Here is a 25,572-nt window from a genome sequence, read left to right as displayed (position 1 = left end):
TCCCTAATGTTGTCTATTTTAATTTTCAATTTGTTGTTTAACAAAGTCCAATGCGCCTTGTCCATCACGAGTCAATTTGATGTATTGTGCACCTTCAGTCTTAGCTAATTTGATACCAAGTTTATCTGTTTCTACTTTCAAATCTTCATAGTTTGACGCTACTTGAGGAGCAAGGATAACGAGCTGATATTGCGGCAAGATTTCACGGTGACCACCATAGCTTCCTGCTGCTGCAGTAACTGGAACACCATATTCTTTAGCTGCTTTATTCAAAGCATTTGCTAATAAACCACTTGTACCACCACCGGCACAAAGAACGAGAACGTTTGTTTGTTCTTTAATTTCTTTGGTAACGCCAGCATTTTCAAGAATAGCGTCTGCTTTTGCTGTGTTGAAGTTAGCAGCAACTTTTTCTTTCAAACTATCAGATGATTTACCTGAACGTTCTTCTTCCAAAATTTGTTCGTCATAGACTTTCAAGAATGGGTAGTAAATAAGTACGTCTACAACAATCAAAGTCAAAGCAAGAACAAATGACCAAAGACCAAAACCAGTACCCATGATAATACCTAGAGGACCAGGTGTTGTCCATGGCAAGTTCACACTAAAGCTGTTCATACCAAGAACATCAACGAAGAATTTGAAGATCCATACGTTTGCAATTGGAGCAAAAATAAATGGAATAAAGAAGATTGGGTTCAAAACAAGAGGTGCACCAAATAAGATTGGCTCATTAACACCGAAGAAGGTTGGAACAACTGATGCACGACCGATTGCTTGGTTACGTTTTGATTTTGTCAACCACATGAACATGAATGGCACCACAAGAGTTGCACCTGTACCACCCATGGTAACGATGAACATTTGAGTTCCTGGAGTCAAGATTTTATCAGCGTGTTGTCCAGCTTGAAGTAATTGGAAGTTTGTTTCAATATTGGCATAAGTAATAGCAGCAATAGCAGGTTCAACGATTGATGGCCCATGAATACCAACGAACCAGAAAAGAGCATAGGCACCAAAGATAATCGTGATTCCAAGATAACCATCAGCTGCTGTAAAGAGCGGTGCAAGTAATGTTCCGATTGCTTCAGCAACACTTGTACCAACAGTATTACGAACAATGATATCAAGAACATAGAGAGTTACAATTGATAATGTGAATGGGATTAAGTCTTTGAAAACCTGCGAAATGTTCGGTGGAACTTCGTCTGGCATGCGAATAGAAATGTTATTTTTTACACAGACTTTGTAGATATTGACAATGACAAAAGCTGAGACGAAGGCTGAAAGAAGACCTTTAGTCCCTAAGAAGCCACTTGCAAAGCCTCCTTCAATTGCATCTGATGCCAAAATCAAGAAACCAGTGATTGAGGCAAGCATAGTCGACAAGAAGTTGATTTGGTTTGTACTTTCAAGATCACGGTTTACAGAATCGGTTAATGATTTTGCAGTTGTTCCAGCAACCAAAAGTGCGACCACACCCATTGTGTAGTTGTAAGGTTTCATCAACATCCCAACTACTTCTTCACTCCAATTAAATCCAAAGATGTTTGGAACAAAAGCAATCAGAAGGAAAATACTTGAGAATAAGATAACTGGCATGCTGGCAATAAAGCCATCACGAATAGCACGAAGATAGATGTTACGAGATATTTTCTCGAAGAAAGGTTTCCCTTTCTCAATCTGAGCAATTAATCCATTCATTATTTTTCTCCTCTCTTATAAAGTTCAATCATGTGTTTCATTAAATCTTGTAATAAAATGGTAGTCATTAAATGATCTTGACCATGCATAAGAGTAACACTATATGCCAAATCTTCTCCCGCAGCTTCTTTTTGTAGAAGACTTGTTTGAGCATTGTGGGCATCGTTTAAGCATTTGCTACCTGCAGCAATCAATTCTTCTGCTTTGGCATAATCCCCATCTTGTGCTGCTTTAAGCGCTTCCAAGAATTTTGAACGGGCATCTCCAGCATATGCTACGATTTCAAAACCTAAAAGAGTCATTTCTTCTCTATTCATTCTAGTTTCCTCCGAAAATTTTTATGATTATACTTTTGCAGTCCAAGGACTAGCAGTTTTTTCCAAAACTTTGTTCAATTCATCCATATTTTGGAATCCAGTTGTACGTAACCATTCACGAGCTGCTTCTTCCCCTTGTTCAATGAAAACTTGAACTGATCCAGCCCATGTTGCACGTCCACAAAGAACACCATTGAATTTTGCACCTGATTCTGCCGCAAATACTAAGGTATCTTGGAATAATTTAGCAGAAACACCCGCACTTAAATAGATATAAGGTAGGTGTGTTGAAGCTTCCTGGTCACGGAAGTGTTGTGCTGCTTCTTCCTTAGTGTAGACAACTTCTCCATCACCAAAACCTTCAACGAAATTCATATTGACTGGAACTTCAACCTTAAGAACATCAATACCGAAACGCTCATCTGAGAAGACTTTCATCGCTTCATTCACTTTACGAGGTTTTACTTTGGCGAACTCAACACCTGTGTTGTCTGCAATACCTTCGTCATAAGACAGAATCTCAAGGAAGAACGGAATATCTTCCGCCTTACATTCAGAACCAATACGTTCAATGTATGCTTGTTTTTGACGGTTTACTTGCTCATCACCATCTACATCATAGTATAGCAAAAATTTCAGTGCATCGGCACCCTGTTCTTTAAGGCGTTTGACTGACCAATCATCCAAACAATCTGGTAAACGACTTGTTGTGCTTGCATCGTATCCTGTTTTTTCATAAGCAAGTAATAGTCCTGCTTCATCTGCACGAGCTTTAGACGCTGGTAAACCGTACTCTGGATCAAGAAGAATAGAGGACGCATACTTTGTCAATTCTTCTGAAACAATTGTTTTCAATGTTACGATCTGTTCAACCGTCGGTTCTTCAGTTTGATATTTTGCCATCATTTTTTTAAGAGCTCCACGTTGGTCAAAAGCCAATGCTGAAATAACACCATTTTTATCGCTGACTTTTTCCATCAATGAACGTTTTTGTGCTGTTAATACCATTTTTATACCTCTGTTACTTCTATCTGATTAAATAAACTATCGTAATTATTAAGATTGACATAGCCTGTTAGTGCTTCTTGAGCATTCAACATACCAAGTACATTCGCTTTTTTCAATAAGTCTTTATCATCCTCACCGTGAACTAAAGCTGACGTAATCCCTGCAACAGTTGAATCGCCAGACCCAACAGGATTGACCACTTCAATTTTGGGAATAGATACCTTATAAAAAACATCATGATGTTTTGCAAAGGCTCCTTTTGAACCAAGTGAGACAACCACCCATTCAATCCCATCAAAAAGAGAATTTTCAAGAACTGATTTCAAACTACCAATATCATCTGTTACTTCAATGCCAACTAGCTGAGAAAGTTCCTCAGTATTTGGTTTAATAACTGTCGGTTTATTGTCTCCATCCAATACGCTCAATAGTGCGTTTCCTGAGCAATCTAATACAACTGGAATATTATATTTATTACAAATTCCTATCATACGAGAATAAAAGTTTGTATTGAGACCTTTAGGAAGACTACCTGAGATGGCTACAATCCCTACATCTGGAACCAACTTTTCAAAATAGCTTAAGAATCCTGTTGCTTCTTCTTCACTAATCGTTGGACCTTGTTCAAGAATCTCTGTTTGATGTCCATCATGCAAAATGGCAATACAGTTTCTCGTTTCTCCAGCAATCTTATAAAAGGAGTGTTTCACACTTGACTTATCTAGTTCACTCTCTATGAATTCTCCAATTTTACCGCCTAACAAACCACTTGCAATCACATCATCTCCCAGTTGGGAAAGAACTCGAGTAACATTCAAGCCCTTTCCACCAGGAGTTTTATGCGTTTTAGCAACACGGTTCACGGTATCTAATTTGAAGTGTTCAAGCGGATAAGAAATGTCAACTGACGGATTCATTGTTATTGTCAGAATCATAACCTTACCCCTTAGTCGTGATATTCACCACGATCCCATTTTTCTAGGAATTCATCAAAGAAGTGTGGATTCGCTTGTCCTTGATTGAGCGTTTCAACATGTTGAATTTTTTCAATCAATTTTTTATTTTCTTCTGTTGGTTTATATTCTGCATGGATAAATGCTTCAATAATATCTGTCATCAATAAACCACCAGTGATTTTACCACCAAAACCAATTACATTGGCATTCAGTTCTTCTTTGGCATAGATAGCTGATGTCATATCACGAACAAGAGCAGAGCGAATACCAGGAACTTTATTAACAGCATTGTTAATTCCAACACCAGTCCCACAAATACATACACCAAGGTCTGCCTCACCACTCGCAACTGCCTCACCAACTTTTTTACCAAATATTGGGTAGTGTGTGCGAATGTGATCGTAAGTTCCACAGTCAATTACCTCATAACCTTGTGTTTTCAAATAATCTACGACAGCAATTTTATCGTCTGTTACAATATGGTCACAGCCTACAGCAATTTTCATTTGTTTTCTCCCCTAAATCTAACTTTCGAATTCTTAACACAAAATCTAACTTTCGAATTCTTAACACATTTTATTCAACATATCAACACGGATTTGGTGGCGGCCTCCATCATAGTCTCCCTCAACAAATCCTTTAGCGATATTTTTAGCAACACCAGGACCAACAATTTCAGAACCAACTGTAATGATACGCGTATTATTATGTGCACGTGTCATATAAGCGGAACGTTCGTCAGAAACTTCCGCAGCAATCATTCCTTTAATTTTTGTTGCAACCATAAAGGGACCAACACCATAAGCATCAATCACTATTCCTAAATTCTCTTCATTTGATGTTACTTCTTTAGCTACTGCTAAAGTTACATCAACGAAGTCTTGACCCTCTTTACTAACATCAACAACTTCTTTACCAAGTTCAATCAAGTATGATTTAACTGTCTCTTTAAGTTCTGTACCTGCTTTATCAGCACCAATAATTACTGCCATTTTCTTTCTCCTGTTACATTAGAAAATAATTGAATGTAGCTACATCGACGATATTTTTTTGCAAAACTGTTTGAAATAACGCTTTCATTATTTCTACACCATTATAATATCACCATTAAAAACAAAAGTCAACAACTTTATGTGTTTTTTTTTTTTTTATTTTAAAACCGACAGTGTTTATTTTGTTTGTTTTGCAAAAAAAAAAAAAAAAACACCAACAAACTTAATATTTGTTGGTATAACTATTATAAAACTAGGCTTGCAGCTCCAATCACTCCAGCATCATTCCCTAAAGTAGCCAAAGCCAGTTTAGTAGAATTTCTAACTGTTGGAAAAGCAAATTTATCAAACTCTTCTTTTACTTTATCTAAAAGAAATTCTCCTGCAGCAGAAACACCACCACCAATAACAATATAATTGGGATTAAGTGCATTAGCCAATTGACTCAATGATTTACCTAAATAATTGGCAAATTGCCATACAATTTTTTGGCCAAGAGAATCGTTTTTCTTAGCGTAATCAAAAACATCCTTTGCAGTTACTTGATGTTCTAAAATTAACCTCCTTAATTCACTTGTTTCATCAAATTGACTAGCAAAGCTTTTTGCAATATTGACAATCCCTGTGGCGCTAGCAACGGTCTCCAAACATCCAATATTTCCACAAGTACATGAAAATCCATCTTCATCAACAACCATATGACCAATCTCACCAGCACTTCCATTGACACCATGAAGTAATTGACCTTGAGCAATAATTCCTCCACCTACACCTGTTCCAAGTGTTACAAAAATAACATCAGGTGCGTTATCTCCGGCCCCCTTCCATCGTTCACCAAGTGCAGCAACATTAGCATCATTATCTATATAAAAAGGACGACCAAATGCTTCTTCAAATTGTTCTCTGATGTTTTGTTCTTTCGACCACCCTAAGTTATAAGCTCCTGTTACTGTTCCTTTCTCAAAATCAATCTTGCCAGGACTTCCCATGCCTATGCCCTTAATATCGCCTAAAGATAAGCTATTTTCTAATAGATATTCTTGAATGGACCTGATAATGTCAGGTACAATATTTTTGCCATTATCACTTATATCTGTTGGGATTGACCATTGATATTCTATATTTCCTAAAACATCTAAAATGGCTAATTTTACTGATGTTCCACCTAAATCAACGCCTATTATTTTTTTCGTCATAACTTATTCCTCCTCTGTTACACTTTCAATGACGTTTACAAACATATAATATAATCATTTTTTGTTATATTGTCAACTGTTTTTGTGTTTATTGTGTTCTATTTTGTTTGTTTTTATCTTTTTGTTATGATAAAATACTAACAGATAGTTATTTTATAAGTACAGAAAGGAAATATAGTTATGATAAAGAAAGAAAGGCACGAACGTATCTTAGATATGTTAAATATTGACGGTGTTATTACTGTCAAAGATATGATGAAAGAGCTAAATATCTCTGATATGACTGCAAGAAGAGATTTAGATGAACTTGCTGAAGCAGGATTCCTGACTCGTATACATGGAGGAGCACAACGACTCTATAAAGATGAAGAACCGCACGAAAAAACTCATATTGAAAAAAAGGTACTTCAAACTAAAGAGAAGAAACTTATTGCACAAAAAGCCAATTCAATCATTAAAGATGGTGAAACCATTTTTATTGGTCCTGGAACAACTCTAGAACATCTAGCAGTTGAGTTAAAGACTCGTAATATTCGTGTAATTACAAATAGTCTTCCTGTTTTCCTTATATTGAATAAGAGTAAAACTGTTGACTTATTATTGATTGGCGGAGAGTACAGAGAAATTACAGGTGCTTTCGTTGGTTCAATGGCTACAACCAACTTAAAAACCTTACGTTTTTCTAAAGCATTTGTAAGTGCTAACGCCGTATCAGATAACACTATCGCAACATACAGTGATGTTGAAGGAGAAATTCAACAATTAGCACTGGACAATTCTGTTGAAAAAATCTTATTGGTTGATAGTACCAAATTCAATCGTTATGATTTCTTTAATTTCTATACTCTAGAACAAATTGATACCATTATCACCGATAATCAAATATCCCAAGACCAATTAAATGAATTTGGCCAACTAACAACTATTATTCAAGCTAATTAAACTAACTTATGACTTATAAAAATATCGTTTTTGATCTTGATGATACCTTGTATGATCATCTTTTACCATTCAAAAATAGTATCATACAATGTTTTCCTGAACTTGATATTTCTGAAATTGAACTTATCTATAGACGATTCAGGTATTGGTCTGATATTGCTTTTCCAAAATACACTAATAAGCAAATTTCAATTGAAGAACTACGTATTTTTCGTTGTAAACAGATAATAAGTGAATTTGGATTTTTTAGTATTTCTGATGATTTAGCACTTTCTTTGCAAAAAACATACGAAAAAGAACTCAGTTCAATTACCTTGTTTCCTGAATTAAAAGAGATTCTTGAATACTGTTCTGTAAAAAAGATTCCTATTGGAATCATAACAAATGGTCCAGTTAAACAAAATTATCACAATTAGACGTTCTAAAATACTTTGATAAAGAGAAAATTATCATTAGCAAAGCAACAGGTTTCCAAAAACCTCAAATTGAAATTTTTAATCTCGCTTCTAAGAATTTCAATTTTCTCCCCAATCAAACACTTTATATTAGTGATAACTTTAAAAATGATATTGAAGGAAGCTTAAATGCTGGTTGGAAATCCATTTGGTTTAATCACAGGAAACGCAAACTACCTATTGATACTAAAATTCATGAAGTTCAAACTGCTAAAGACTTAAAAGAACTAGTCTACCGATTACTTTAACTTCAATATAATATTTTTTGACCAGTCAATTGACTGGTTTTGTTTATTCTAGGGAAATATCTCCTTAAAATTCGTGTTCTGTCTGTTTATTAGTATTGAGAATCTTGACAAATATTTCCAACTTCCTATTAGACTTTCTTTCTCCTCCTCGTCCTCAATAACTGACTCACTCTCTTTAATTTCACTAACATCTGTCTCACTAACTTCAGTCTCTCTAGTGGCTGAATTTAAGACTGGCCCCGGCTGATTTTGACACCCCCCTAGTTTTTTTGAACACTACCCCCATTTGAATTTGAGACTGGGGTAGGTTCATGTTCCAACTCCCCCAAATAAATCTTATTGCCATTCGTCCTTTTTCACTGGAAGACTGTTGGACTTCATCTATCAAGCCATACTCTCGTGAGGTTTTCTTAATCGTCAGCAATTTCGACTTGGAACACCCAAGCAGTGCCATGAGTTTTGAGTTGGAATAAACTAAATAAATAGCTCCATCATCATCTATCCAACCTTTACTCAAGGACAATTTCAAACGGTCTTTTATAGTTAATTGAAACAAGGACAGGACAAAAGTGCCTCAAGAAAAGTATCGCAATTTGGCAATACTTTTCTGAGGTGTTTTTTAATTTGAGCCCATGTTTTCTCAATGGGATTATACTCAGGTGAGTAAGGAGGAAGTGGTAAAAGTCTATGACCCTGCTCCTTGCATAACTCTTTTAGCTTATTCATCCTATGAAACCTTGCATTGTCCATAATGATAACAGATGGTTTATCTAAAGTGGGTAGTAAGAATGTTTTAAACCAAGCTTCGAAAAAGTCACTAGTCATGGTTTCTTTGTAGGTCATTGGGGCTATAATCTCACCGTTTATAAGACCTGCGACTAAAGATAGCCGCTGGAATCTTCTTCCAGAGACCTGACCAGTGATCAACTGACCTTTCAAAGATCGACCATATTCTCGATGAAAATATGTCTCAAACCCTGTCTCGTCAATATAAACAGGTGTCAAGTGACTTAAGTTATTAAATTCTTTAAGGAACTGATTTACTTTCTCAGGGTCTTGTTCATAGTAGGTACAGCTCTTTTTTTTCGAGTATATCCCATAGCTTTGAGAGCGTAATGAATAGCTGTTGGATGACAGCCAAATTCAGAAGCTATTTCAGTCAAAAAAGCATCTGGATGAGCATCAAGATAGTTCTTTAATTTTTCTCTATCAACTTTTCTCGGTTTGGTTCCCTTAACTTGGTGATGAAGCTCGCCTGTAGTCTCCTTTAATTTTAGCCATTGATAGATGGTGTTGCGGGAAATATCGAAAACAACAGATGCTTCAGTAATACTGCCGGTTTTCTCACAGTATGCGAGAACTTTTTTACGAAAATCTAATGAATATGCCATAAGTACATTATACCACAAATGTACTATTTTTGTTTCATTTTACTATAGAACAGCATAAGCAACCTTAACCTCTAACTTCATATCCTTATAGCGCTCACTCTCAAACAAGAGTTTTGGGAGCTTATAGTAACGTTCTGACGTTTGATAGTGATTTGCGGTAATACGTTTCATGATTGTCCCTCCAACACTAATAGACCAACATTCTCCAACTCATCAAATTGAATGAGTCCTTTCTCCTCCATTTCAGAAACTATATTCTTTGCTTTCTCGATATCAATTCCCATAATAGCCATGAGATGACACATCACAATTTGTCGTGATGATTGTTCTTCCTTTTGCATGATTTTCCTCCTGAAAATAAAAAAAGCGAGAACACTTATTAAAATGTTCTCGCTCACATAAAAATATATTCCTACAAACAAAAATGTTTGAGAAATAGCCAGTCTGTAAAGTTTATTTATTCCCAATTTTAAAAAAATCCTGCCAAAGATTTTTTGGCAGGATTTTTGGCAGGAAACCAAATCAAATTATCAGTTTCTTTAAATCGCTATAAGCTCTAAAAGACTGGTAAATCGGGCTTCCGCAATCAAATTGCGATACTCTATTATTTAAGAGTAACAGAAGCGCCAGCTTCTTCAAGTTTAGCTTTGATTTCTTCAGCTTCTGCAGTTGCAACGCCTTCTTTAACGACAGCTGGTGCACCATCAACAAGTTCTTTAGCTTCTTTAAGACCAAGACCTGTGATTTCACGTACAACTTTGATAACGCCAACTTTTTTGTCGCCAACAGATGTCAATTCAACGTCAAATGAATCTTTAGCTTCTTCAACTGGACCAGCTGCAGCAACAGCTACAGGAGCAGCCGCAGTTACACCAAATTCTTCTTCGATAGCTTTAACGAGGTCGTTAAGCTCAAGGATAGTAGCTTCTTTAATTTCAGCAATAATGTTTTCAATGTTCAATGCCATTGTGATTTTCCTCCAATTTTGGTTTTTTTAAATAGTGTGTAGCACTAAGCAGCTACGCTCTGACACATTAAGCAGCGTCTTCTTCTTTTTCTGCAACAGCTTTGACAGCGTATGCAACGTTGCGAACTGGTGCTTGAAGTACAGAAAGCAACACAGAAAGCATGCCTTCGCGGTTTGGCAATGTAGCAAGTGCTTCGATTTCTTCTTTAGAAGAAACTTTACCTTCTACAGCTCCACCTTTGATTTCAAGAGCATCAGCAGTTTTCGCGAAATCGTAAATTGTTTTAGCTGGAACAACTGCATCATTTGAGAATGCAACAGCAGATGGACCTACAAACAATTCTGCAAGACCTTCAAGACCAGCTTGCTCAGCAGCACGACGCAAGATTGAGTTTTTGATAACTTTGTACTCAACTTCAGCACCACGCAAGTTACGACGAAGAACTGTATCTTGTTCTACTGTCAAACCACGAGCATCTACAACAACGATAGATGTTGCAGCTTTCATTTGCTCAGCAACGGCATTTACTAATTCCGCTTTTTTAGCGATAATAGCTTCACTCATTTTTTTACCTCCGTTTTTATTTTGGGCTAGGCACAAAAAAATCGCACCTAAACCTAGACACGAAAGTACAAATACGTTTATAAATCAATAATCGTTTTGTGCCTCGGTAGGATGTTTATGAGTCTAGCTCCCCTACTGTCTTAGGTCAGTTTTTTCAAACCTTATTCATAATACCATACAAATCCTAAGAACGCAAGAACTTTTTACTGTTTTTTTAAATAAATTTCTATTTCTCACTGAAAGGCGTCGTTAAAGTCAGCTAATCATTTACTCTAAAATAGAAAAAGCTTAAAATCCTGTCGTTGAATACAGTGACCTTAAGCTATTATTATGCAGGGCTTTCACAAATTTGACAACTTCTAGGTCACCAGACTGATACTATTTTACTTTTTCTTCTTCGTAATCACCATTTGGACAAACGACTTGTTTACTACCACCACGAACTTTTTTCTCTACGAGATAATGGTCACATTTCGGACAAGAACGCCCGATTGGCTTGTCCCAAGAAGTAAATTCACACTCTGGATAGCGATCGCAACCATAGAAAAGACGATTGCGTTTACTCTTGCGTTCAATCACTTGCCCTATTTGACAAACAGGACAAGTCACACCAATTTCTTTAGTGATTTGCTTGGTATTGCGACAATCTGGGAAATTGCTGCATGCATAGAATTTTCCAAAACGTCCTAATTTAATAACCATTTCATGTCCACAGACATCACAATCAAAGCCAGCTGGTTCATCCTTAATTTGGATTTTTTCCATCTGTTCTTCTGCCTTAGATAATTCTACCTTGAATGGCTGATAGAAACTGTCAATGACCTTCTGCCACTGCTCTTTCCCGATTTCTACATCATCCAATTTTTGTTCCATTTCTGCTGTAAATTTAACATTGACAATATCAGGGAAGAATTCAACAATCAGTTTATTTACGATTTCACCCAACTCTGTCGGTTCAAATCGTTTCGCAGCAAGCTTGACATAATACCGTTTTTGAATGGTTTCAATCGTTGGTGCATAAGTTGAGGGACGACCTACTCCATTTTCTTCCAAGGTTTTAATCAAAGTGGCTTCTGAATAACGAGCTGGTGGCTGAGTGAAATGTTGCTCAGGAGTTGTAGCTGTTCTAACAACAGTGTCTCCCTCCGACATTTCTGGTAACATTTTATTTTTATCAGCATCATTATAAACAGCCATGTAACCATCAAACTTGATTTGACTGCCATTAGCAGCGAAGATAACGCCATTTTGTCCCAAACGGACACTCATGGTATCAAAGACTGCCGCAGCCATCTGACTAGCAACAAAACGATTCCAAATAAGAGTATAAAGTCGTAATTGATCTTTGTCCAAGTACTTAGCAATCGACTCTGGTGTTAGGTTTACATTTGATGGACGAATAGCTTCGTGGGCATCTTGTGCACCACTAGCATTTTTGACTTTATTGCTATGTTTTGAATACTTAGAACCAAAGCGCTCAGTAATAAATTCAGCAGCTTGCGCCTGAGCAACAGGACTGATACGAGTTGAATCCGTACGCATATAGGTAATCAAACCTTGTGTACCGCCTGTACCAAGACTTACCCCTTCGTATAATTGTTGCGCAACCATCATGGTTTTACGAGTACGGAAGTTGATTTTATTGGCCGCATCCATCTGCATGGTGGATGTTGTGTATGGCAAAGGCGCATTTCGTTTGCGTTCTTTGCGTTCAACCTGCTCGACAAGGAAGTCATTTCCATCCAGACGAGCAAGTATTTCCTTAACTTGGTCGTTGGTTTCAATTTTGACCTTCTTACCATCTAAGCCATAAAAAGAAGCCTGAAACTTCTTACTGCCCTTTTTAAAAGTTCCGTCAATTATCCAGTATTCTTCTGGCTTGAAATTTCTAATTTCATTTTCGCGGTCAATAATGAGCTTGAGAGCAACTGATTGGACACGTCCAGCAGACAAACCTTTCTTAACCTTCTTCCATAGAATGGGAGAAATAGAGTAGCCGACAATTCGGTCCAAAACGCGACGCGCTTGTTGGGCATTTACTAAATCTAAATTGATAGCACGCGGTTCTTGAAAGGCATTTTTAACGGCATCTTTTGTGATTTCATTGAAGACAACACGGTTTTTGTCTTTTTCATCCAAGCCCAATATATGAGCCAAATGCCAAGAAATAGCCTCCCCTTCACGGTCCGGGTCACTCGCTAAAAAGACTTGTTTGGCATTTTTTGCTTCTTTTTTCAATGAATTAATCAGTGGACCTTTTCCCCGAATATTTATATACTCAGGTTCATAATTATTGTCAAAGTCAATAGACATACTCGATTTTTTCAAATCACGAATATGTCCTACTGAAGCAACAACCTTATAATTTTTCCCAAGATACTTTTCAATTGTTTTCGCCTTAGCAGGCGACTCCACAATCACAAGATTTTTCTTGGTTGTTGATTTTTTCTTACTAACTGTTTTTTTAGCCATTCTTTTACCTTACTGCTATTGTTAATCTCACAAAGAATATACTATTTTTTAGTCAGTGTCAAGATTTTTATTTTCCTATAGGAAAACTTGTTTTAAAATAGATAGTCTGAAAGGATGTCCAAGCCTGATGTAATGCACTTTGCCCCTTCCTGTATCAAATGATGACAGCCATCTGATTTTCCATCCACAATAGAACCAGGAATGGCATAAACTTCTCTTCCTTCTTCCAAGGCACGTTCGCAAGTAATCAAGCTACCAGACCGTATTTTTGCCTCACAGACCACCAGACCTTCAGCCAATCCGGCAATAATGCGGTTTCGTTCGGGGAAATGGTATTTTAAAGGCTGGGCATTTGGTTCATACTCTGTTAGCACTAATTGATGTTTTCCGATATAGTGTTGTAACTCCTTGTTTTCCTTAGGATATACCTTATCTAATCCTGTTCCAATCACTGCAATGGTTTGTCCGCCATTTTTCAAACTCGCAATATGAGCTACCGTATCAATCCCCCTGGCCATACCGCTCACAATGACAAAGCGATTATTGAGTTCTTTGATAATTTTCTGAACAGATTGAATGCCATTTTCACTGGCATTGCGTGTACCTACCACTGCCAATTTTGATTTTTCAAGTAATTCAAGATCACCTTGATAAAATAAGAGAACTGGTGGATTATAAATTTGTTTTAAAGCTGTGGGATAAATATCATCCAAAATTGAAAAAGATGGATACTTATTAAATTCCTCCCGGCAAGCCTTAGCATCTAAATTCTTATAATTTTCCATGAAAAGAATTGGATTTTTACATTCAGATACTACAGCGACATTCCGTAAAGTTAATTTTTTACCTTGTTTTTCTTGATAGGCCAAAACTTTATTAATATTAAGATTGGACAAGCCTGCTTTTTTCCATTTAAACAATTCAAAATTATTCATTTTCTTCACCTCACTTATACTATTCGCAAGGGAAAGAAAAAATCTCCCAAAGGGAGAATTAGTGATGAGGTATTTCTTTGATAACACGCGCAGGATTACCAGCCAACACCACATTATCGCCAAAAGATTTAGTAACAACACTACCTGCACCGACAACGACATTGTTGCCCAAGGTCACGCCTGGTAATATTGTCACACCACCACCAGCCCAGAAATTATCACCAATGGTAATAGGTGCGCCATATTCCAAGCCAGAATTGCGTTCGACAGGGTCCAAGGGATGTAAAGGAGTCAGCAGTTGCACATTGGGACCGAGCATAGCATTTTTCCCAATTCGTATCGGACAGACATCAAGCATAGTACAGTTGAAATTAGCATAAAAATCCTCTCCGACATGAATGTTGCTTCCGTAATCACAATAGAAATTAGTTTCCATGTAAATGCGATTGCCAGTCTTTCCAAACAAAGTCTTCAAAATCTCAGATCGTTTAGCTCCATCGAGTTCATTATTAAAGACTTGCATCTGTTGACGGGCGGTTTTCCTCATATGTCTTAATTCTGGATCCGCTGCAATGTAAAATTGGCCAGCAACCATTTTTTCTCTCTCAGTTTTCATACCCTACCCCCCTATTTTTTAACAATCAAGTTGATTGCTTCTTGTAACCGAGCTTCCTGTTCTTCAGGATTATCAGATGGATGCTCAATACAAGCTTGTACTTTTTGGGCAATCACTAACCCCATGATACTATTAATACTTGAACGGACAGCGCTCAATTGAGTCACGATATCAATACATTCTTGCTCCTCATCAATCATTTTTTGGATACCACGAAGTTGACCTTCTGCTCGTTTTAGACGATTTATCATGTTCTTTTTTTCTGTTTTCATACTAACTATGGTACAGTTAGTTTTACAAAATGTCAATTATAATACTTGACACATACTGATATAATTGTTATATTTTATATACCCTACGGGGTATGAAAAAGGAGTAGAAAAGGAGTAGATATGTTTAAAGAAATTTTTTCAGGAATGTTTTCAACAGGAGAAGGAATTCCAATTTCTGCCTTAGAGCAAACACTAACAGAGAATAACACCATTTTACTTGACGTTCGTGAAGAGGACGAATTTATCAATGGTCATATACCACAGGCGAAAAATATGCCATTAAGCCAACTTGATTCTTTCAAAGGTAATAAAGATACACATTATGTTATCATATGTCAATCAGGCATGCGCAGTCAGCGTGCGACAGATTTTCTCAAGGAACAAGGCTATCAAGCAACTAACATTCAGGGTGGTATGAGTGCATGGAATGGACCAATTAAAGGAGGAAAGAAATGAAAGTCATTATTGTAGGTGGTGTTGCAGGTGGAATGTCCGCTGCCACACGTCTTCGTCGTCTCATGGAAGATGCAGAAATCATCGTTTTTGAAAAAGGGCCATTTGTCTCCTTTGCCAACTGTGGTCTACCCTATTATATCTCTGGAGAAATAGCTGAGCACGATAGCTTATTACTTCAAACGCCAGAAAGTTTACGAAATAGATTTAACTTAGATGTCCGCCCCTACCACGAGGTGGTCAACATCAACCCTGACCTTCAAACAGTTACCGTTCAAACACCTAATGGTGAAATCACGGAATCCTATGATAAACTCATTTTGTCACCGGGAGCTAAGCCTGTCATCCCGCCACTAAAAGGGATTGCTGAAGCTGAAAATCTTTTTACCTTGCGGAATGTACCTGACTTAGATAAGATTATGGCAAAATTAGAACAAATAAATTCAGGAAAGGCAGTTGTAATTGGTGCTGGTTTTATCGGTTTAGAGATGGCTGAAAACTTGGCCCTAAAAGGACTGACAGTTACTCTAGTTGAGCAAGCTCCTCATGTCTTACCAACTTTTGATTTGGAAATGGCTCGGTACATTGAGACAGAGTTAAGTGAAAAAGGCGTGCATGTGATAACAGGTCAATCTGTTACCGCTTTTCATGATAAGGGACAAATATTAGAACTGTCTAATGGTCAAACCTTAGCTTCAGATATTACAATTCTTTCAGTCGGTGTTGCACCAGATAGTGAATTAGCAAGACAAGCAGGAATCGAACTAGGTCTTCGAGGGGGCATACTAGTTGATCAGAACTATCAAACTAGTCAAGAACATATCTATGCTGTTGGAGACGCGATCATCGTCAAACAAGAAATCACTGGTCAGGATACCTTAATTTCATTAGCTTCACCTGCAAACCGTCAGGGGCGACAAGTGGCCGATGTCATTACAGGTCTCCCTCGCAAGAATAGAGGTTCAATCGGAACTGCAATCGTTAAGGTCTTTGACCTTGCTGCTGCTTCAACAGGATTAAGCGAACGTGCTGTACAAGCATTAGGTTACAAACATGCCGTTGTACATACAACAGGTAAAGACCATGCTAATTACTATCCTGGTGCAACAGAAATTGTTCTAAAACTCATTTTCTCACCAACTGATGGTAAAATCTTTGGTGCTCAAGCTGTTGGAAAAAAAGGGATTGACAAGCGAATCGATGTACTGGCCACAGCCATCAAAGCTGGTTTAACAATTTTTGATTTGCCAGAATTAGAATTGACTTATGCTCCGCCATTTGGCTCAGCCAAAGACCCTGTCAATATGATTGGATATGCTGCCATGAATATCGCTGAAGGAATTAGCCAAAACATCCAATGGCACCAGTTAGAGGAAGAGCTCGCTGCTGGAAAAATCTTGCTGGATGTTCGTAATCCAGCAGAGCTTCCAAGTGGACAATTCATGGACTTTCTTCATATCCCCCTGGATCAACTACGTGATCGAATTGATGAGTTGGACCCTGCAAAAGAATACATCGTCAGCTGTCACAGCGGACTCCGTTCTTACATTGCCGAACGGCTTTTGAAAGAAATGGGATTCACCGTGAAAAATTTGGATGGCGCTTATTCACTTTACAAAATGGCCTTACCAGAAAAAATTGTTGTACCAAAATAAGAAAAAAGTATCTGTCATTTCCGAATGCAGATACTTTTTTCTTGACAATAGAAAAGGATTGTCTTACAATCTAGTTATTAATACTAGATAATAGGAAGTAGATAATTATGAAACAAACTATCCCCTACTGGCACGAATTACCTGATTTAGATTTGTATTTGGACCAAGTTCTGCTTTATGTTAATCAAGTAGTCAATTCTCAGGAAAGCCTTGAACAGAATTGTTTATCCTCAATGAAAATCAATAGTAACCTAGGAAACGAAGCCGATGACAGAACTGGGGTTCATCAAGGCAAGTTGACAACGGATAATGTTGATTTTCGAAGAGTATTAACAGCTGCAATGATCAATAACTACGTCAAACACAAACAGATTGAAAAACCAATTAAGAAAAAATATCAGAAACACCAGGTGGCACGGTTGATAGCCTTGACCATATTAAAAAATGTCTTTTCTATTCAAGAAATTAGTCAAACCTTAAACTTGTTACTCAATTCTAGTGATTCAGAAAGCCTATACAATCATTTTGTAGATTGTATGAGGGATAAAGAGAACGAAAAAACACCTGATATTATCCGATTTGCTTGTCAGTCCGTCAAACTTTATTATAAAACCCGTCAGCTCACAGTTGATTTAGAAAGGAGCCAACATGAATCCTAGTTTGAAATTAAGCCTACAACTTTCCTTTGGTGAAGAAGTTGCTAACAGTGTCACACATGCGGTTGGAGCTCTATTGATGCTTGCTTTGCTTCCTGTTACAGCTATTCATTCCTTTCAAGAATATAATGTGACAGCGGTAGTTGGCATGTCTATCTTTGTCATCAGCCTCTTTCTCATGTTCTTATCCTCTTCCATCTATCACTCCATGCCCTACGGATCGATCCACAAATACATCCTGCGTATCATCGACCACAGCATGATTTACATTGCTATCGCTGGAAGTTACACACCTGTTGCCCTATCCTTGGTCGGTGGTTGGTTGGGGTATCTAATTGTTGGTTTGCAGTGGGGATTAACTATTTTTGGTATTCTCTACAAAATATTTGCCAAAAAAATCAATGAAAAATTCAGCCTTTTTCTCTATCTCTTTATGGGCTGGTTGGTTCTCTTTATCTTGCCAGCCATTCTTCAAAAGACTGGACTTGTTTTCGGAATTCTGATGCTAGCTGGTGGTTTATCTTATACTATTGGAGCCCTCTTCTACGCCAAGAAAAAGCCCTATTTCCATATGATTTGGCATCTCTTTATCCTACTAGCTTCGGCACTGCAATATATCGCCATTGTCTACTTTATGTTATAAGAAAACAGCCTCTAGTTTGACTAGAAGCTGTTTTCTTATAACATCAAACTGACAATCATTCCACACAGATAAATCACTGAAACAATACCTATTACAACTAGATGCGCCTTTCGACTCATGACCACATAGCCGACAAATTCCCGAATAAGGCATTAAGGCTAAAGTAAAATCTGGTTTTTGCGCCATAACCGATACACTTGATTTTCAATTGTTGCGCTAATAGCAGAGCTCTGAAAACGTGATAGTAATTGGTCACAAGGGCAAATCGACAAAGCTAGACGTGGTATAGAGCATGCTGATGATAATGGCATAGGACACCAAAAAACCAACGTAGATGAACACCATATTGAAAAAGCTGATGTCTGAAAGGGATTGAACCACAAAGGGAGCGATGAAGAGATAGAAAGTCAGGGCAACCGCCAGTCCCATGGATAGGAAATTATGTAAGTGAACCCCTTCTCTCTTCAAAATCTGAAAACCATTTATATAAAGTGTGAAAATCAAGACAAATGGACCACTTAACAAGCCTAAAAAGAGCACCATAACCACTGCTATAGCCAGCAAGCGCAAGATTTCATTGTTTTCGAGAATGCCTGTTGAGATAATCCATGCCAAGGCCCAGACGGGGATGTTCAAGGCAAACAGTGAGATAAAAATCGACCGCCGTTCCCAGAAATAGATGAGAGCAAACAAACCGATAGCCGCTAAAAATAACCAGAAAAAGACTGTCAAGACTAGTCCACCCCAGGCACCATAGACTTAATCGGCTCAAAGGTCTTACGGTGAATTGGCGTGATGCCTAGCTTGTTCAAGCTTTCCAAATGCTCTGACGTTCCATAACCAGCATTCTTAGCAAATCCGTAGCCTGAGAATTCCTTGTCATAATCCGCCATCATCTTGTCCCGCGTCACCTTGGCCACGATAGAGGCAGCTGCGATAGATAGGCTATTGGCATCTCCCTTGATGATAGAAGTTTGCGGTATGGAGGTATCCAACTTCATAGCATCTATCAAAAGGTGTTCAGGTTCTTGGACCAACTGCCCCAAAGCCTCCAGCATAGCTAACTTGGTCGCCTCGTAGATGTTGACCTGGTCGATGACAGCTGCATCTTTGACGCCTACACCGACTGCTACAGCATGCTCAATTATTTCATTGTAAATTGCCTCGTGCTTGGACTTGGGGATTTTCTTGGAGTCGTTGAGGTAGCGGATTTTGCAGCCCTTGGGCAAGATAACCGCCGCTGCCACCACAGGACCTGCTAGAGGCCCCCGGCCGACTTCATCGATGCCAGCGATTAACTCCACCCCATTTTCATAAAGGGCTTTTTCGTAACATAGCATAGCTTCTAAGCGAGCGTCTTCTGCTGCTTCTTTTTCCAACTCCTTTTGGCGTTTCTTGATGGCAGCCTGGATCCCTGTTCGATCATCCTGAGCTAAGTCCGCCCAGACAGGGCTGTCTAGATTGTCTACCTGAGCCAGCAGAGCAATCACTTCCTTAATCGTTACCATCTAAGTCACTCACCCTGTCTAATGTATAGGTTCCCAAACGCCCATCTCGAACGTCCTTGACAAAGAGGTTGTAAAAACGGTCATAATCATCACGGAAGCCCAATTTCTTGGTCCAGTCCATGATGAGTTCAGGCGTTTCCTGCTCCAAATCCATGCCCTTGAACCGCTCTTGTAGACGTTCTGGGTAGTTGGCCTTGAAATATTCCAAACCAAAAATAGTTACTTCATCCATAGGCAAGAGCTGATCCTTAATGGCTCCTGTCAGAGCCAACTTAAGTCCAACTTCCTGGTCCTCAAACTTAGGCCAGAGAATACCCGGTGTATCAAGGATTTCAAGATCTTTATTGGACTTGAGCCACTGTTGACCTTTCGTCACACCTGGTTTGTTGCCGACAACGGCGATTTTCTTACCAGCCAGACGGTTCATTAGGGTGGACTTTCCAGCGTTTGGAATACCGATAATCATGGTACGCAGGGTTTCTTTTTGAATTCCTCTTTCTCGGAGGCGTTCAATCTTGTCTTTCATCAAACTCTTGGCTGCGTCGGTCACCTTTTTCACCGTCGCTTGCTCTTTTGAGTTGATGGCAAGGGTACGGATGCCCTGTTCTTCAAAGTAGCTCTGCCATTCTTTGGTACGAACAGGGTCTGCTAAATCGGCCTTGTTTAGAATCATGAGCTTGGGCTTGTCGCCAACAATCTTGGTCAGCATAGGATTTTGGCTGGATAGGGGCAAGCGGGCATCGACCAAAATAGTCACGAAATCAACGTGCTTGATGTTCTCCTGCACCTGCCTGCGAGCTTTTGACATATGGCCCGGGAACCATTGAATAATTGCCATGAGTGTATCATTCCTTTCGTAGCAAGATTTTTTGTTTAAAAAACCTGTCTATTTTTTATTAGGCACCAAACAGGCACCAAGATTTTTTATTCACCAAGTTAACCTATAACCAACAACCTTTTGCTTCCCTTCTCTTAAATAAGAAATATCAAATGACTTGTAATATTTTGATAAATCTTTCTTAAGCTTAGGAATTATATTTACAGTTATATGCCTAGGTGTATAAGTTGATTTTAGACCAAGTTTGTCTCTAAAAACATCTAAAGAAAATTCAATTATTTTTGAATCAAGATTATTTTCTATTTCATCATTTAAGATTTTGGAATATTTGCTAGACCAAGATTTTAATGCTTCAAATCTAAAATTATTCCTATCAATAAATTTATCTAAGGCTTTAATTGTTTGATTTTGAGATATTCCTTGACTATGAGTATACAACATAGTTGTTTCATAATTGGCATACCCAAAACGTTCCATAATTTCTTTTATAGCAACTTTCATCCCCTCACCTTTTAAATAGGTAATATGCATATGCCTAAAGGATTGAGGGGTTACATACTTTGTCCATTTGAAACCGTATCTGTCTTCGCAGTTTTTAATAAGATCAGTTTCAACACGAGCAAGTACTTCTCTGAAAGAATGCGAAGTTATTGGTGAACCGTATTCTGTTCTAAAAAACACTCTCAGAGAATGTAAATGCTTCGCAAGGATTTTCAATCGCATAGCGGTCAAAGTCTTCACTTCGTTGTATAGCTCTTAATATAGCATCACAAGCCACTTTAGGTAAAGCAACATCTCGATCACCATTTATTGTTTTATTTTCATCAAAGTAGAATTCTGAAACTTTCAAATCATGATATTGCAAAGCCTTAGCAATATGTAGTATACCTCTCTGAGCATCAAAATCTTCCTTTGTAAAAGCAGCTTCCCCGAATCGCAGTCCTGAAAACAGTAAAACTATAACCAAGTCATAGTAATTCGCGTTTCTTCTTTGACTTAGTGTTTCAAAGAAAGCTCTAATTCATGAATTTCTAAAAACTTTGCTTCTCGTTTTTTCTTTGTTTCACGCTTTTTCTCAAGGGACGTTTCTAGCTTTATTACAGACATTGGTGAGAACTGAATAACATTATAAAGAACACCATGGTTAAAAATTTTGTTAAAAGTGCTTATTATATGTATCATAGTAGATTGTGACGCATTATATTTCTCCATATAGGTAGTCAAACACTTTTTCAACAATAACGGTGTTAAACGTTAGAGTAAATAATCAACACCAATAATTTCACCAAGACGTTCTATCACAAAAGCCTCTCTTTTTACTGTCTGAGGTTTTACTGATACTGACAAGGTTTCTAACCAACTCATCTTTAACTCTCCGAAAGTTCTTATCAACTGGGGATTAAATTGAGCTTCACTGCCATTAACTAATCTCTCAATTTTATCTTCGAGCTCGCGTTCTGCTTGTTTTCGAGCGCGACTCGTGTTTTTATGATAACTAACAACAGCTGTCTTCCACTTGCCAGTTAGTGGATCCTTATATTTATCCACAACTTCGTATCGAGTAACTCCTTTTGAATTAGTTTTTGTTCTATAGTACATTTTCGTTTCCTTAAACTTGAAAAGAAAAATCAATCATAGAAATATAACCATTTTATATTATATCATGATTCTCTTTATTTTACCGCCCTCTGCTTCCATCTTAAAATCTCCTCAAAGCCTTCCAAATTAATAAAGACTAGTTTATGAGTTGGGTTGATCACATAATCTTTAAACTGCTTATTATCTCTCATTTCACCTAACCATCTATTCAGTGTATATTGATTCAGACCTTCCCATCTCCTCAATATAACTTTTTTATCTGCCCACTCAGCTATACTATTATAAACCGATACAAATTTAATTTTCTTAATAGTTTCTCTCTATATCATATTATTAACCTGCGTGGGTATGATTGGTTAAATCACTCATGGGCATCTCACCCGCTGTCCTTTTACTTTGGCAACCTGAACGTTCAGAAGTATCATTGTCCTTATTTGTGGTCATGGCAGATAGAGAACCACTCTATTTTATAGCTACTAATTTTCGCTCCTATCACGGCGTATCTCACTAAATTGCTCGACAAATAAGAAAGTCCCACCTCGGTTTATTCAATTGTCAATGGTCAAATTAATGGAGAACTATTTTATACTCTTCAAACGAGGAGGATAATTAGTTAACTCCAATAGGTAACCCGTACTCACGCCATATAAATTTGATAATTTAATAAGATAATCGGTAGGTAATTGACGTTTACCAGCCTCTATCTTTGAATAAGACGATTGACTACAAGATAAATATTCGGCAAGATACTCTTGTGAATAATCATTATCCTCTCTCAAATCTCTGAGACGCCTATATATTCGTTCACCCCTACTTAAAATTATAGTTTGGTACAGAGTGAAGTGTGTGATTTATTCTAAATTGGCATATTTTTAATATCGAGCTTAACGTGATCGCTCAAATAATTAATAAAGAGTACTAGAGCATAAACAGAACGAGGTTATGAAAGGAAAATAAAAAAAGCACTCATTAAGTTTCATAGCTCAACGGGTGCCGTCCTAATTTAGTCACAAGAGTAGTACTTTTGGATAGTTCATATCTAGCTGCACTTAGCCTTTCATTGAATATTTTATTCAACACTGTAATATGATAGATTTTAATTCCACGCTATCTCAGCGTGGACAGTGATAGATCAGATGTGTTCCTCTATATTATTTCTTAGTAAAACTCACTTTTATAATGTTAAGAAATACCTATCCTAAAAGAAATAATTGATAATTTGTTTTACTTGTCCTGCAGAAGATTGCATCTTTTGTAATTCAGCATCGTTCAATGGCAGATTAACCGGTCGAACAATGCCATGAGCACCAATAATTGCTGGCTGTCCAATAAACACATCTTTGATACCTTGATATTGCTCATACTGATAAACAGATAAGGGAAGAACAGTATTCTCATCATTCAGTATAGCTTTCGTAATCCGAGTGAGTGCCACTGCAATACCATAAAATGTAGCACCTTTTTTGTTGATGATGCAATAAGCAGCATCACGAACAGATTCAAACAATCTGACAAGCCCTTCTTCATCAATATCACGATTCTCTTGTAGCAATTGTTCCAGTTTCACACCAGCAACATTCGCATGTGACCATACAGCAAACTCAGAGTCTCCGTGTTCACCCATTATGTAAGCATGAACAGATCGGGCATCATTTCCAATTTTTTCTGCAAGGGCTTGACGAAATCGAGCAGTATCAAGTGATGTCCCTGACCCAATAACACGTTCTTTAGGGAAACCCGAAAATTTCCATGTTGAGTAAGTTAAAATATCAACTGGATTAGCAGCCACAAGGAAAATGCCATCAAATCCAGACTCAACTACTTGACTAACAATGGATTTGTTGATTGCAAGTTTTTTGTTGATAAGATCCAGACGGGTTTCACCCGGTTTTTGAGGTGCACCCGCAGTAATGAAAACAAGGTCAGCATCTGCGCAGTCTGAGTATTATGCAGCATAAATTTTTTTAGGCGAGGTAAACGAAAGCGCATGGCTAAGATCAAGTCCATTGCCTACAGCTTTTTCAAACAGTTGAGGAATTTCAATAATTCCAAGTTCTTGAGCAATTCCTTGGTTAATAAGAGCGAAGGCGTATGAAGAACCTACGGCACCGTCACCAACAAGGATAACTTTTTTGTGTTGTTTAGTTGTTTTCATCTAATGGAGCTCCCGTTTTTGTTGTTCCTTTTAAAAAATATAATCATCATCTAGCATTTCCTCCGCCTCTCCCATTAGATATCCTGCACCAACCTGTGAAAAGAAATCATGATTTGCTGTTTCAATAGAAATGCCATTCATTACAATTGGATTTACATCATTTGCTGAGGCGTCTTTAAAATATATATCAAATCCCATATTCTGCAGAGATTTATTTGCATTGTACTTCACGAATGTTTTAATATCTTCCACTAGTCCGATTTCAGAATACACTTCTTTAGTATATGCAAACTCATTATCTAACAGATCCTCTAGAAAGGAATACATCCAATTAGTAAAGTTTTCTTGTTCAGTAATCGATAACTCGTTAAAGTCCTGTCTAAACTTATACCCTAAATATGTACCATGTACTGATTCATCTCGTATAACCAATTTAATAAGTTCTGCTAAGTTAGCTAATTTATTCTGACCTCGGTACCAAAGGGGGATAAAGAAATTGCTATAATACAATATTCCTTCTAAAAAGACACTTGCAACCTTAACCTGCATAGGTGTGCCATTCTGATAGATATCATTAATCTTTTTAGCTTTGAATTGCATTCTACGGTCATTATTCATCCAATTATATATTTCTTCTATATCTTTGAATGTATTAAGTGAAATTAAAATAGTTCCATATGTTTTGGCATGGATGGATTCCATAAAGGTGAAGTTGCTTAACACAGCTCTCTCTTTTAAGGTTCTTGCATTTTTCTTTAATGCATATAAGCCCTCTTCAGATTGTAACGTATCTAATAAGGCAAGCCCTCCAACTGCTTTTTTCACCACCTCCTTTTCCATATCAGAAAGTTTTCTCCAATCTAATAGGTCATTCGAAACAGGAACCCTTGTATCCAACCAGAACTGCGCAGTTGCCTTATCCCAGACATATTCATCTAATTCATCTTCAATAAGCTGCCAATTCATTGTTTTATTTAGCATTCTTTTCCCCTTACCTTTGTACTTATTAATATTACTAATATATCAATA

Annotated in this window: 27 protein-coding genes, 5 pseudogenes and 1 other annotated feature; of the genes and pseudogenes, 7 read left to right on the top strand and 25 right to left on the bottom strand. The window is 37.5% G+C overall.

Features of this window, described 5'->3' with window-relative positions; all coding sequences use genetic code 11:
* Positions 1 to 18: 18 nt before the first annotated feature.
* From ACPC58_RS00630 to ACPC58_RS00600, 7 genes are all read right to left on the bottom strand, one after another.
* On the bottom strand, positions 19 to 1,704 hold the full coding sequence (locus ACPC58_RS00630) for a lactose-specific PTS transporter subunit EIIC (protein ID WP_434064934.1): 1,686 nt from the start codon (positions 1,702 to 1,704) through the stop codon (positions 19 to 21).
* Complete coding sequence (locus ACPC58_RS00625; protein WP_434064933.1) at positions 1,704 to 2,021, bottom strand: PTS lactose/cellobiose transporter subunit IIA; 318 nt, start codon at positions 2,019 to 2,021, stop codon at positions 1,704 to 1,706. The genes ACPC58_RS00630 and ACPC58_RS00625 overlap by 1 nt, the downstream gene beginning before the upstream one ends.
* A gap of 27 nt (positions 2,022 to 2,048) precedes the next feature.
* Positions 2,049 to 3,029: a tagatose-bisphosphate aldolase gene (lacD, locus tag ACPC58_RS00620; protein WP_434064932.1), complete on the bottom strand. Its 981-nt coding sequence runs from the start codon at positions 3,027 to 3,029 to the stop codon at positions 2,049 to 2,051.
* 2 nt (positions 3,030 to 3,031) lie between these two features.
* Entirely contained in the window at positions 3,032 to 3,964 is a 933-nt protein-coding gene (gene lacC / locus ACPC58_RS00615; protein ID WP_434064931.1) for a tagatose-6-phosphate kinase, read from the bottom strand.
* Between the two features lie 11 nt (positions 3,965 to 3,975).
* Positions 3,976 to 4,491 (bottom strand): galactose-6-phosphate isomerase subunit LacB, encoded by a 516-nt coding sequence (gene lacB / locus ACPC58_RS00610; RefSeq protein WP_312249053.1) that lies wholly within the window; start codon positions 4,489 to 4,491, stop codon positions 3,976 to 3,978.
* 60 nt (positions 4,492 to 4,551) lie between these two features.
* On the bottom strand, positions 4,552 to 4,977 hold the full coding sequence (gene lacA, locus ACPC58_RS00605) for a galactose-6-phosphate isomerase subunit LacA (RefSeq protein ID WP_312221614.1): 426 nt from the start codon (positions 4,975 to 4,977) through the stop codon (positions 4,552 to 4,554).
* Positions 4,978 to 5,222: 245 nt separating this feature from the next.
* Positions 5,223 to 6,173, bottom strand: coding sequence for an ROK family glucokinase (locus ACPC58_RS00600; RefSeq protein ID WP_434064930.1), 951 nt, complete (start codon positions 6,171 to 6,173; stop codon positions 5,223 to 5,225).
* A 180-nt stretch (positions 6,174 to 6,353) separates the two neighbouring features.
* On the opposite strand from ACPC58_RS00600, the gene ACPC58_RS00595 reads away from it, so the two are divergent.
* From ACPC58_RS00595 to ACPC58_RS00585, 3 genes are read left to right on the top strand one after another with little or no spacing between them, the layout of a single operon-like run.
* Positions 6,354 to 7,115 carry a DeoR/GlpR family DNA-binding transcription regulator gene (locus ACPC58_RS00595; protein WP_014294668.1) on the top strand — a complete coding sequence of 254 codons (762 nt, stop codon included), beginning with the start codon at positions 6,354 to 6,356 and terminating at the stop codon, positions 7,113 to 7,115.
* Positions 7,116 to 7,123: 8 nt separating this feature from the next.
* Positions 7,124 to 7,531 (top strand): HAD family hydrolase, encoded by a 408-nt coding sequence (locus ACPC58_RS00590; RefSeq protein WP_434064929.1) that lies wholly within the window; start codon positions 7,124 to 7,126, stop codon positions 7,529 to 7,531.
* Positions 7,532 to 7,560: 29 nt separating this feature from the next.
* Entirely contained in the window at positions 7,561 to 7,818 is a 258-nt protein-coding gene (locus ACPC58_RS00585; RefSeq protein ID WP_434064958.1) for an HAD-IA family hydrolase, read from the top strand.
* A gap of 129 nt (positions 7,819 to 7,947) precedes the next feature.
* Here the strand turns inward: ACPC58_RS00585 and ACPC58_RS00580 are convergent.
* The 10 genes and pseudogenes from ACPC58_RS00580 to ACPC58_RS00535 form a co-directional block, all read right to left on the bottom strand.
* A pseudogene (locus ACPC58_RS00580) lies at positions 7,948 to 8,359 on the bottom strand (replication initiator protein A); the annotation flags it as partial.
* 2 nt (positions 8,360 to 8,361) lie between these two features.
* Positions 8,362 to 9,209, bottom strand: a protein-coding gene (locus ACPC58_RS00575) for an IS630 family transposase (RefSeq protein WP_340725797.1) whose coding sequence is annotated in 2 segments (ribosomal slippage) — positions 8,362 to 8,906 and positions 8,906 to 9,209 — 849 coding nt in all. Because the reading frame shifts where the segments join, the coding sequence is not laid out codon by codon here.
* A gap of 45 nt (positions 9,210 to 9,254) precedes the next feature.
* Positions 9,255 to 9,380 (bottom strand): annotated as a pseudogene (locus ACPC58_RS00570) (replication initiator protein A); the annotation flags it as partial.
* Entirely contained in the window at positions 9,377 to 9,550 is a 174-nt protein-coding gene (locus ACPC58_RS00565) for a hypothetical protein (RefSeq protein WP_434064928.1), read from the bottom strand. The gene ACPC58_RS00565 and the pseudogene ACPC58_RS00570, both read right to left, overlap by 4 nt.
* A 263-nt stretch (positions 9,551 to 9,813) precedes the next feature.
* On the bottom strand, positions 9,814 to 10,176 hold the full coding sequence (gene rplL / locus ACPC58_RS00560) for a 50S ribosomal protein L7/L12 (protein WP_171989410.1): 363 nt from the start codon (positions 10,174 to 10,176) through the stop codon (positions 9,814 to 9,816).
* 67 nt (positions 10,177 to 10,243) lie between these two features.
* On the bottom strand, positions 10,244 to 10,741 hold the full coding sequence (gene rplJ, locus ACPC58_RS00555; protein WP_434064927.1) for a 50S ribosomal protein L10: 498 nt from the start codon (positions 10,739 to 10,741) through the stop codon (positions 10,244 to 10,246).
* Positions 10,742 to 10,767: 26 nt separating this feature from the next.
* Positions 10,768 to 10,904 (bottom strand) — a sequence feature (ribosomal protein L10 leader region).
* 215 nt (positions 10,905 to 11,119) lie between these two features.
* Positions 11,120 to 13,213 (bottom strand): type I DNA topoisomerase, encoded by a 2,094-nt coding sequence (topA, locus tag ACPC58_RS00550; protein WP_434064926.1) that lies wholly within the window; start codon positions 13,211 to 13,213, stop codon positions 11,120 to 11,122.
* Between the two features lie 92 nt (positions 13,214 to 13,305).
* Complete coding sequence (dprA, locus tag ACPC58_RS00545; RefSeq protein ID WP_434064925.1) at positions 13,306 to 14,148, bottom strand: DNA-processing protein DprA; 843 nt, start codon at positions 14,146 to 14,148, stop codon at positions 13,306 to 13,308.
* Between the two features lie 58 nt (positions 14,149 to 14,206).
* Positions 14,207 to 14,764, bottom strand: coding sequence for a sugar O-acetyltransferase (locus ACPC58_RS00540; protein WP_434064924.1), 558 nt, complete (start codon positions 14,762 to 14,764; stop codon positions 14,207 to 14,209).
* An 11-nt stretch (positions 14,765 to 14,775) separates the two neighbouring features.
* On the bottom strand, positions 14,776 to 15,036 hold the full coding sequence (locus tag ACPC58_RS00535) for a metal-sensitive transcriptional regulator (protein ID WP_024392295.1): 261 nt from the start codon (positions 15,034 to 15,036) through the stop codon (positions 14,776 to 14,778).
* Between the two features lie 120 nt (positions 15,037 to 15,156).
* Between ACPC58_RS00535 and ACPC58_RS00530 the strand changes: the two genes are divergently transcribed.
* The 4 genes from ACPC58_RS00530 to trhA all read left to right on the top strand — a co-directional run bounded on the left by ACPC58_RS00530 (position 15,157) and on the right by trhA (position 18,443).
* Positions 15,157 to 15,492 (top strand): rhodanese-like domain-containing protein, encoded by a 336-nt coding sequence (locus ACPC58_RS00530; RefSeq protein WP_434064923.1) that lies wholly within the window; start codon positions 15,157 to 15,159, stop codon positions 15,490 to 15,492.
* On the top strand, positions 15,489 to 17,144 hold the full coding sequence (locus ACPC58_RS00525) for an FAD-dependent oxidoreductase (protein WP_434064922.1): 1,656 nt from the start codon (positions 15,489 to 15,491) through the stop codon (positions 17,142 to 17,144). Before ACPC58_RS00530 ends, ACPC58_RS00525 begins: the two co-directional genes overlap by 4 nt.
* A gap of 107 nt (positions 17,145 to 17,251) precedes the next feature.
* On the top strand, positions 17,252 to 17,803 hold the full coding sequence (locus tag ACPC58_RS00520) for a DUF1836 domain-containing protein (protein WP_434064921.1): 552 nt from the start codon (positions 17,252 to 17,254) through the stop codon (positions 17,801 to 17,803).
* A complete protein-coding gene (trhA, locus tag ACPC58_RS00515; protein ID WP_312249345.1) occupies positions 17,793 to 18,443 on the top strand; it encodes a PAQR family membrane homeostasis protein TrhA in 651 nt (216 codons plus the stop codon). Before ACPC58_RS00520 ends, trhA begins: the two co-directional genes overlap by 11 nt.
* Before the next feature lie 35 nt (positions 18,444 to 18,478).
* Here the strand turns inward: trhA and ACPC58_RS00510 are convergent.
* The 8 genes and pseudogenes from ACPC58_RS00510 to nrdF form a co-directional block, all read right to left on the bottom strand.
* Positions 18,479 to 19,175: pseudogene (locus ACPC58_RS00510) on the bottom strand (hypothetical protein).
* A 2-nt stretch (positions 19,176 to 19,177) separates the two neighbouring features.
* Positions 19,178 to 19,951: a ribonuclease HII gene (locus ACPC58_RS00505; protein WP_434064920.1), complete on the bottom strand. Its 774-nt coding sequence runs from the start codon at positions 19,949 to 19,951 to the stop codon at positions 19,178 to 19,180.
* Entirely contained in the window at positions 19,938 to 20,789 is an 852-nt protein-coding gene (gene ylqF / locus ACPC58_RS00500; protein WP_434064919.1) for a ribosome biogenesis GTPase YlqF, read from the bottom strand. The genes ACPC58_RS00505 and ylqF overlap by 14 nt, the downstream gene beginning before the upstream one ends.
* Positions 20,790 to 20,879: 90 nt before the next feature.
* Positions 20,880 to 22,388: pseudogene (locus tag ACPC58_RS00495) on the bottom strand (tyrosine-type recombinase/integrase).
* Between the two features lie 74 nt (positions 22,389 to 22,462).
* Positions 22,463 to 22,699 carry a DNA-binding protein gene (locus tag ACPC58_RS00490; RefSeq protein WP_434064957.1) on the bottom strand — a complete coding sequence of 79 codons (237 nt, stop codon included), beginning with the start codon at positions 22,697 to 22,699 and terminating at the stop codon, positions 22,463 to 22,465.
* Positions 22,700 to 22,966: 267 nt separating this feature from the next.
* Positions 22,967 to 23,188, bottom strand: a complete 222-nt coding sequence (locus ACPC58_RS00485; RefSeq protein WP_434064956.1) for a helix-turn-helix domain-containing protein — start codon at positions 23,186 to 23,188, stop codon at positions 22,967 to 22,969.
* Between the two features lie 398 nt (positions 23,189 to 23,586).
* Positions 23,587 to 24,543: pseudogene (locus tag ACPC58_RS00480) on the bottom strand (L-lactate dehydrogenase).
* A gap of 30 nt (positions 24,544 to 24,573) precedes the next feature.
* On the bottom strand, positions 24,574 to 25,524 hold the full coding sequence (nrdF, locus tag ACPC58_RS00475) for a class 1b ribonucleoside-diphosphate reductase subunit beta (protein ID WP_434064918.1): 951 nt from the start codon (positions 25,522 to 25,524) through the stop codon (positions 24,574 to 24,576).
* Positions 25,525 to 25,572 lie beyond the last annotated feature (48 nt).

It is taken from the genome of Streptococcus sp. VTCC 12905, assembly GCF_049893385.1.
Lineage (GTDB): Bacteria > Bacillota > Bacilli > Lactobacillales > Streptococcaceae > Streptococcus > Streptococcus suis_AA.
Note: the sequence above shows the minus strand (reverse complement) of the source record. Positions and strands in the feature narration are given on the sequence as shown.